Below are 4305 nucleotides of genomic sequence, written 5' to 3'. Positions count from 1 at the left end.
ATTAACTATGATTTTTTTGATGACGATGCTATTTTTATTTTACTACACTTCCATTAGTTTTTTAGTAGTAGATGTTATATGAAATATCAAAAAGAATGCTACGAATAGTTTTCTTGTTTAAAAGGCTTTATCTAGAAATGTCGATTTTACTAAAAATAGAGTTTGACTTTAACTAAATCATATATAGGTTATTCTTGCTAACTCCTGTACATCGCCAATCCGATGTATCCTCTACCTATTTGAAACACCCATACATATTTGTAGCAAAAACTTTAGTATTTCGTATAGCAACTCCCATATTTTTAAGGTTCGTGCATTCATTTGTTTTAGGCAACAGGGAAAAATGCTGAATACTAATAGCTATCTTACGTAGCATTCCGCAGGAAATATTTACATTGTAATTCCTAAATTTTAGTGATTTTTTTGATCTAATTAATTTTAATATGAAATTCAATTTAATAACTACTTATTAACTTAGCCAATCAAATTGGATTAGTCCTACTGTATGGCTACCATTCAACAATTAATAATTACCTCTCCTTGAAAATAATAGGATTGACTAATCATGAAATTTTTTATTTCTTATCCCCTTAATTAAAATGGGAGGCTTTAAACCACAATTTTTCGTTAATAGTTTATGTATAGTAAGCATTCAGTAGTCAGCGGTCAGCTATCAGCTTTATTACCTTTAATAGACAATTTAAGCTCGTTATTCTTATGCTTTAATTCTTTGTTCAAAAAAGTAGTAGAAGTTAAGCAAATACTTGGTTCATTCATTAAAAAACTGTTTGCGCAGCATTCCGTAGGAAGAGCTGACTACTAATAGCTGAATCCTTACTATGTATATTAGCTTCTATCTGTCAAACCAGCAAAAATTGACAAATAAAAAACATGATAAAATTGTAGAATAGTAACAAAAGTCAATAAAAGAGTTACATATTTTTCTAACCAGACCAAAAAATAATTAAGGTCTATCTTATGAGTGATAATATTATACCCCAATTGCCAAAAGCACCTCTATCCCGTCGTGTAGCAGCATTTAGTATAGATGCTGTAGTAGTTTGGTTTTTGAGCGCCATAATTAGCAATAATTGGTTCACGTTTATTTTATTTTTTATGGTACTTTGGATAATAACACGAGTGATAGTTGTCCATAAAAACCATGGTCAGAGCATAGGGCATTATGCCCTAGATATGAAAGTTTTAGATACTAGATACCAAAGAAATCCAGGTATCCTAGAACTATCAAAGCGAGAAGGAATTTTAGCATTATCGGGTGCATTGGCCATGCTAGGGATTAGTAATTTAACGTCAGGAAATGCTGCTGTCTTACTACTAATAATGCCTTTATTTTTGGACTTTACAGTAGCCTTAGTAGATATTGAAAGATATCAACAAGCTTTCCATGACAGAATAGCCAAGACAATAGTAGTGGGAACAATGCGTGGTTACTCCCTAGATATTAAGGTAAGGTGGCTAGTTGACGAAGCCAAACGTTATATGAGAAGATAATAGTTTGTGTCTAGCATTCATGGAAACTGAAAAATGGCCAAAGGAGTCAGGATAGTGATTACACTAGAATGCACAGAATGTAGAACGAGTTCTAACAAACGTTCACAAGGTGTGTCTAGGTATACAACAACTAAAAACCGTAGGAATACAACCTCAAGATTAGAATTGAAGAAATTCTGTACTCACTGTAATAAACATACAGTTCACAAAGAAATTAAGTAAAAATTCAGTGAGTATTAAAAATAGTAAGTAAATAGTTAAAACGTAAACAAAAATAACTAACAAATAATTAGAAATGGCGAATTACTTCCGCAAAAGAGTATCACCAATTAAACCAGGAGATCCAATCGACTATAAAGATGTGGAACTACTCAAGAAATATATTACAGAAAGAGGTAAAATTCTGCCAAGAAGAATAACTGGTTTAACTTCAAAACAGCAGAGAGATTTAACGAAAAGTATCAAAAGGGCTAGATTAGTAGCTTTATTACCCTACGTTAATCGAGAAACCTGAAGATAAAGTGTTTGAGATTTGAGATTTTGGGAAAATCTGAGAAAGTTAAAAAGTATTCAGCAGTTCAGCGGTCAGCGGTCAGCTTTGCGCAAAGAGGATGAGCAACCCAAGCTTGGACGTTTCGGAATGCTCCCCTTGCCAGATGTCTAATTATGTGCAAAAAATTTGAGGCTGATAGCTAATAGCTGAATGCTTACAAAAGCCAAAGTCAAAAAATCTCAAACTAGAAAATACCACAACCTAGTCAAAGGCAGTTGAAAATTTATAGGGATATATAAATGTGGAGAAGGGAAAATTAATAGAATTTAGATTGCATGGAGAACGGAGACTAGCCATAACAGAACGTCCAGACGGTAAAAAAAACTGGGTCGTGGTGGAAGAAAATGGTCAATCTCACAGCATACCTCCAAAGCAAATCAGTTATGAAGTAGCAGGAGAAGGTTACAAATCATCAGAAATTCCCAAATTTCTTCAGGAAGTAGAAACTTATATAGACCCTTCAAGTATAGAATTAGCATGGGAACTACTGGTAGAAGAAGCAGAAACAGTAAATCCAGAAGAAATGGCCTTACTGCTATTTTCAGAACAAACACCAGCCCAATGTTATGCAGCGTACATATTATTGTCAGACGATAAACTCTACTTTAAGCAAAAAGGCGATCGCTACGAACCTCGACCTGTAGCTCAAGTAGGAGAAATCAAACATCAGCAGGAAGTCCAAAAGCAAAAAAAACAAGAACTAGAAAACTTTTTGCTCCGAGTGCGTAACCGACTAGCAGGAGAAGAAGTAGAGTGGCAACCAAGCGACTATAACCGCCTAGATGTAATAGAAAAATTGGCGACTTATGGAGAAGAAGCTTCTCATCGGGCCCAAGCAATGGATACCTTGGCGATGTTAGAATTACCAGAAGCTCCAGAAGCAGCGTTTAAACTATTAATGGATCTAGGTATATGGAGCGAACATGAAAATTTATTTTTGCGACGTAGTCAGATTCCAAAACATTTTTCTACCAAGGTACTAGAAGTGGCTCAAAGCTGCCTGAAATCTCCTCCACCAGATCCAGATGCAAACCGTTTGGATTTAACTCATCTAAAAGTCTATACCATAGACGATGAAAGCACCAAAGAAATAGATGATGGCCTCAGTATAGAATTTTTAGAAGACGATCTACAAAAGATATGGGTACATATTGCTGACCCGACTCGTTTACTTACTCCTGGTGATGAGTTAGACCTAGACGCAAGGCGAAGGACTACTACATTATATTTACCCACAGGTATGATTCCCATGTTCCCCTCAGAGTTGGCCACAGGGCCAATGAGTCTGATTCAGGGACAAATTTGCAGTGCCTTGAGTTTTGGGATTATTTTAGATGAAAGTGGGGCAGTTATAGACTATAGCATTCATGCTAGCTTCATCAAACCAACCTACCGTCTGACTTATGATGATGTAGATGAAATGTTACATTTAAAGATTCAGCTAGAGCCAGAAATTCATGCCCTCAACCAGTGGGCTAAACAAAGATTTCAGTGGCGACAGTCACAAGGCTCTATTAGTATATATATGCCAGAGTCAGTGATTAAAGTCGAAGGTGAGGAAGTGAAAGTAGAGGTATTGGACGACTCGCCATCAAGACAACTAGTGGCAGAGATGATGATTTTGGCAGGAGAGGTAGGGGCAAAATATGGTCAAACACATAATATTCCGCTTCCCTATCGCAGTCAACCCCAACCAGAGCTGCCACCAGAGGCCGAACTAATATTATTGCCTGCTGGGCCAGTTCGCTCTTGTGCCATGCGTAGATGTATGCCTAAAAGTGAGATGGGTATAATACCAGCTCGTCACGCCAGTTTGGCCTTAGAAACTTACGTTCAGGTTACTTCTCCAATTCGGCGTTATAGCGATCTATTAGCTCACTTTCAAATTAAAGCTCATTTACGAGGAGAGGAGTTACCATTTACTCGAGACCAGATGCAAGAAATAGTAATGAGTTTAGTTCCTGCTGTCAAAGAAGCTTCTAGCGTGGAAAGATGTACTAACCGTTACTGGGGACTGGAATATTTGCGACGTAATTCTGATGAGGTTTGGCAAGCATTAATAATTCGGTGGTTGAAAGAAGAAATTAATTTAGGCTTGGTGTTATTGGAAGAGTTGGGGTTAGAGTTAGCAATGCGGTTTGGTCGGTCTGTCAATGTGGGCGATCGCCTAGAGGTAAAAGTTGCCCATGCGGACCCTCGTAAAGATGAGGTAATATTCCAGGAAGTAATTACGACTGTAG

Annotated in this window: 4 protein-coding genes; all 4 read left to right on the top strand. The window is 36.9% G+C overall.

The window, feature by feature from the left end:
• Positions 1-978 precede the first annotated feature (978 nt).
• Positions 979-1512: an RDD family protein gene (locus AC3DU7_RS26630; RefSeq protein ID WP_488042283.1), complete on the top strand. Its 534-nt coding sequence runs from the start codon at positions 979-981 to the stop codon at positions 1510-1512.
• A 33-nt stretch (positions 1513-1545) separates the two neighbouring features.
• Positions 1546-1734 (top strand): 50S ribosomal protein L33, encoded by a 189-nt coding sequence (rpmG, locus tag AC3DU7_RS26625; RefSeq protein WP_488042282.1) that lies wholly within the window; start codon positions 1546-1548, stop codon positions 1732-1734.
• A gap of 73 nt (positions 1735-1807) precedes the next feature.
• Entirely contained in the window at positions 1808-2026 is a 219-nt protein-coding gene (rpsR, locus tag AC3DU7_RS26620; protein WP_202220750.1) for a 30S ribosomal protein S18, read from the top strand.
• 280 nt (positions 2027-2306) lie between these two features.
• On the top strand, positions 2307-4305 hold a 1999-nt coding region (locus AC3DU7_RS26615; protein WP_488042281.1), incomplete at its 3' end, for a ribonuclease catalytic domain-containing protein.

It is taken from the genome of Okeania sp., from assembly GCF_983059655.1.
The sequence above is the reverse complement of the archived record's forward strand: the minus strand, read 5'-3'. Positions and strand labels throughout refer to the sequence as shown.